The organism is Pseudovibrio sp. WM33, from assembly GCF_001623165.1.
Taxonomy (GTDB): Bacteria; Pseudomonadota; Alphaproteobacteria; order Rhizobiales; family Stappiaceae; genus Pseudovibrio.
In genome coordinates this window covers 31,906-36,494 of sequence record NZ_LMCK01000111.1, presented here as the reverse complement: position 1 = coordinate 36,494, position 4,589 = coordinate 31,906, and the positions used below count along the sequence as shown (strand labels likewise).

General features: G+C 51.3%; 3 protein-coding genes. 2 read left to right on the top strand and 1 reads right to left on the bottom strand.

Annotated elements, in window-relative coordinates; all coding sequences use genetic code 11:
- Positions 1 to 1,376 precede the first annotated feature (1,376 nt).
- Positions 1,377 to 3,221, bottom strand: a complete 1,845-nt coding sequence (locus PsWM33_RS20275; RefSeq protein ID WP_063298715.1) for a DEAD/DEAH box helicase — start codon at positions 3,219 to 3,221, stop codon at positions 1,377 to 1,379.
- Between the two features lie 437 nt (positions 3,222 to 3,658).
- Here PsWM33_RS20275 and PsWM33_RS20270 point away from each other — a divergent pair, with 437 nt between their 5' ends.
- Both PsWM33_RS20270 and PsWM33_RS20265 read left to right on the top strand, forming a co-directional pair.
- The gene (locus PsWM33_RS20270; RefSeq protein ID WP_063291484.1) at positions 3,659 to 3,874 is read left to right on the top strand and encodes a hypothetical protein; all 216 of its coding nucleotides are present in this window, start codon (positions 3,659 to 3,661) and stop codon (positions 3,872 to 3,874) included.
- Between the two features lie 96 nt (positions 3,875 to 3,970).
- Entirely contained in the window at positions 3,971 to 4,420 is a 450-nt protein-coding gene (locus PsWM33_RS20265; protein WP_108820489.1) for a hypothetical protein, read from the top strand.
- The last annotated feature ends 169 nt before the right edge of the window (positions 4,421 to 4,589 follow it).

The window sequence follows — 4,589 nt, the reverse complement described above, 5'->3', positions numbered from 1 at the left end:
GTTCCGGAGGGCGTCCGGTGGTGGCAGGAAACTGCCAATGACAGGGAAACCTGTCAGTGACATGGGAACGTGTCATTCACGTCTGTCCGAGAGGGAGCCCGCATGTTCATGATAAAAGGCCCGGGCGAGGCGAGTAGCTGATGCCGAAGAAACTAATTTAACAAGTAGCGCAGGCAACGCCTGCTCGCCTTGCTCCACCCGTTTCACGGGGACCAAAGCTTCACCACTGCATGGATGGCCATGTGGTGCTATTGGTGTTTGTGGGGTGAGGTAGACATCAGGCACAAAAAAACGGACCCGAAGGCCAGCGTTTTGGCATGGTGGTATAGTGCAGGAACTCTTCCATTATCGCTTACTGTCATGAGTATCTGACTATGTTTTAGATTTCTTTGCACGAAATTGCTTTTTGTGATGGCTTCGCAGAATGCCTGGGAAGAAAATCAGACTGATCCACCCAGTAACACCACCTAGAACAGCAGTTTGAAATAGTAGCTTAACGATACTTTTGGGAGTGCTTAGCCAGCCCCAATAAGTGCCTATGAACTCAAACAGCAGGTGAATTGTTATTATCAATAGCGCGATTACTACCGAGAGCGATTTGGTATTTGCCATAAGAAACTCGCTATAGGCAATATTTTTGACCCGCTCTTCTAGTTTGTTTTTATGCCGCTAGATTTTTGTAGCGAGATAAAGGGATACCATCAGAGAAAAGAAGACTACAGCAACTGAGAGTTCTTTTCTAATTAGAGACACACTGATCTCCAAATGCTTGATAAGGTATCCGAATGCAAACGCCAGCAGCTGACAAAATGTGTACACGACTGACAGTTTCAATCCAAATTTCGCGCACTCATTAAAGCAATTATTTTGTAAACCGTTACGTAGAACTGTTGTGTCTAGTGCAAGTAAAAGTGTTGGCATACTTGCTACTCCTACTGGGGTAAGGCACCAAGAGCGAATGGAGGTAAGCTGTCCGGCGCTAGAAGGTATTCCAGCCTGAGTAGCAAATCATAGTTTAGACAACTCCTCGTAAAACTTGTCGTGAGCGCTTCCTATTGATGTTGCTTGTTGTGCTCCTGAGTTCAAAAGCATGGCCACGAGGCAGGACTTATCTCCTTCTGACATGTGCTGATAATGCAAAGCCGCCTTGCTAAGATTTTGTTTGTTTGTAGTGCTTCCCATATCAGACAATCTCGATGCATGAGTGCGGTAACTGCAAAGTAGCCCTGATTGCTAACGTCAAACTGTATTCAGTGCAGATTAGTTGCTCATTAAAACGTGGCATATATTGCTATTGGTGTTTGGGGGGAGAGGTAGACATCAGGCATAAAAAAACGGACCCGAAGGCCCGTTTTTCAAAACTTGGAATGTGATGCTTATTCGCCGCCGCGGTTATCGCGGAAGCTTTTGCCGCCACCTGGCTTGCCTTCGCCACGACCACGGCCTTCACCACCACGGCCACGACCTTCGCCACCACGGTAGCCACCGCCACCGCCGCCTTCACGACGACCACGACCACGGCCTTCACCGCCGCGTCCGCCTTCACCACGGTAACCGCCGCCACCACCGCCACCGCGGTTGTTGCGATTGCCACCTGGGCGACCACTGCTGCTGCGTTCTGGATTGCCTTCGATACGGGTGATGGTGATTGATTTTTCACCAGTGCCGTTTTCTTTGACAGTTTCCAGGAACTTGTCAGCAAGTTTTGCGTCGAGTTCGAAACGGGCGTCTGCATCAAAGATGCGGATGGAGCCGATGTCATTTTTGGTGATGTGACCTGCGCGGCAGATCATTGGCAGCAACCAACGCGGTTCAGCGTTGTGTTTGCGACCGACGTTGAGGCGGAACCAAACACCGTTGTCGAAGTCTTTGCGTGGCTTGCGCTCATGCTCTTCTTTGTAATTGGAGCTTGAAGCCAGCAGTTCTTCCGGTGCAGGCAGACCCTGATGGATCTGGCGCATGTAAGCAGCTGCAATTTGCTCAGCGGTGAACTTCTCAAGAAGTTCCTTCACCATTGGCAAATCTTCTTCGCTTGGTGCTTCCTGCAGATCGGAGGACGCAAGGATGCGCTCACGGTCTTTGTCGCGAATTTGCTGTGCTGTTGGCGCTGGAGCCCATTCCGCTTTCACTTTTGCAAAGCTGAGAAGGCGCGTTGCAGTGCGACGGCGGGTGTGTGGGACAACCAGAGTACAAACGCCCTTACGGCCTGCACGACCAGTACGGCCAGAGCGGTGCAGCAGGGTGTCAGCGTTGTTTGGCAGGTCAGCGTGGATCACAAGATCCAGATTTGGCAAGTCAATGCCGCGTGCAGCAACATCGGTTGCCACACAAACGCGGGCCCGGCCATTACGCATAGCGCCAAGAGCGTGGTTACGTTCAGCCTGGCTCAGCTCACCGGAGAGAGCAACCACTGCGAAACCACGGTTGCCGAGGCGTGCAGAGAGGTGCTTCACCATTTCGCGGGTGCCGCAGAAGATGATGGTGTTCTGAGCTTCATAGAAACGCAGGACGTTGATGATCGCGTTTTCACGGTCGTTTGGTGCGACCTGCATTGCGCGATATTCAATATCAGCATGCTGTTCGCGGTTGCTTACTGTTGAAATGCGCTGTGCATCACGCTGGAAGCGTTTTGCGAGGCTTTCAATCTGCTGAGGAACAGTCGCGGAGAACAGCAGGGTGCGGCGTTCTTGTGGTGCAGCACCAAGAATGAATTCGAGGTCTTCACGGAAGCCAAGGTCCAGCATTTCATCTGCTTCGTCCAGTACAACTGTGCGAAGTGAGGAAGTATCAAAGGAACCACGTTCAATATGGTCACGCAGGCGGCCTGGGGTGCCGACTACGATGTGTGCGCCTGCAGACAGATTGCGGCGTTCACGGCGCATATCCATACCACCAACACAAGTGGTGATACGAGCACCGGCTTCGCCGTAGAGCCATTCCAGTTCTTTAGAAACCTGGATAGCCAGCTCACGGGTTGGCGCAACACACAATGCAAGAGGTTCGTTCGCACGGCCCATACGCTCTTCATCACCCAGCAGTTCCGGCGCAATAGCGATGCCGAATGCAACTGTTTTACCAGAGCCTGTCTGAGCAGAAACCAAAAGGTCTTTGCCTTTCAGTTTTTCATCAAGAACGGCTGTCTGGACCGGGGTTAGAGACGTGTATTCGCGCTTTTCTAGTGCGGTAGAAAGCGCTGGGGCAACCCCTTCAGGTATCGTCATTTAGTATTTCTTTCGAGGAGGGTCATTATCTATAAAGCAAGAGCTTTGTTGCCCTACCCATCGCTTCCGCTCACTCATGAAACCATAACGGGGGACCATGAGGCGGCAAATGGCAAGCGAGCTCTTTTCTTCGTGGGCCTTGTAGTCTGACTTCGTGAAAAGGTCAATGAGATATAAAAAATAGATATGAAAGGTACATGTAAGTTTGCCGTGGTTCGGAGGTCCTAAGCTTCGAGGAAACGGCTAGAATACAAGGTCCGGGAGAGCAGTATCACCGGCGATTGTGATAGATAAATCGCGGGTTTGCCACCTAAGTGCTGTTGAGGAATTGGGTGCTTTGATTTTTGAACTGAACGGTGGTTTCAGCTTTACGCTAAGACTATTTGCCTTTTTCGTGGGGCAGAACTAAAGAGAGGCGATTAACACACGGAGGCGAAATGGATCAGCTCTCAAACTTCTTTGGTGCAATGCCCTCATGGGTTGGAGTGGTCCTGCTTGTTGTGTTCATTCTGAGTGGCCGTCTGTTCAGAGACGCCTGGAAGCTTCAAGGCGCCAGATGGAAACTGCGGTGCTGGGTTTTCGGGTTGCTTGCCTTGTCGAGCTTTCTGTTGCTGGTGTTCGGCGTTTTTGATTTTGGCTGGGCGAGCAGATAACTTTCTGGTTGCAGAAAACTAGTTTTAAGAGCCTTGGTATATGATAGCTCTCAAATGGCAGAGGTCTGCCGCGAGAAACCTATTGGAGCCAAGAGTATGTTTTCGAAGCCATCATTGATCAGACGCGGTATTACAGCCAAGTTGTTTGGCCTGGCTTTTGGGCTCCTGTGCCTCTACCTTATCGCGTTGCTTAACCTGAATGTTTCGTTTGTGGTTCAGTTCGGCCTGATCCTGTGGTGCATTACGCTTGGTGGCCTGGTGGCGTTGATCGGGGTCATCAACTATCTACCCTTGCTGAAGTCCATCATGCCGAGCTGGTTCTCTGGCGGTTTCATTTGCGGATGGATGAACTTGCTGCTCTGGCTCATTGGCGGGGATAGTCTGACATCGATCGGGCAGGGGCTGTTTCCGACGCTGGGTAGTCTGTTTCTTGGTATTGGCTTTGTAGCCATTGGTGTCGGCTTCGGGATTGTTGCCGGGTTCTTTGCCAAGCTGATTGGCGGTGAAGGTCCGGACGTTGCGCGAGATTATACTGACAGCAAATAGCAGGCATGCAAAAGGGGCCTTTCGGCCCCTCGAACGTTTTGAAATGGATGATGATTAAGCTGCGCTCTGCTCTTCCATCGCTTGCTTGCGCTTACACGGCTGCAGCTTTTCACGAAGCGGGCTGTTCGGGTCAACTTCGCGCTTGCAGACGATGCAGTGGTCCGCGCCT

Coding starts and splice junctions, on each gene's coding strand:
- PsWM33_RS20265 (WP_108820489.1), top strand. CDS start 3,971: ATGTTTTCGAAGCCATCATTGATCAGACGCGGTATTACAGCCAAGTTG.
- PsWM33_RS20275 (WP_063298715.1), bottom strand. CDS start 3,221: ATGACGATACCTGAAGGGGTTGCCCCAGCGCTTTCTACCGCACTAGAA.
- PsWM33_RS20270 (WP_063291484.1), top strand. CDS start 3,659: ATGGATCAGCTCTCAAACTTCTTTGGTGCAATGCCCTCATGGGTTGGA.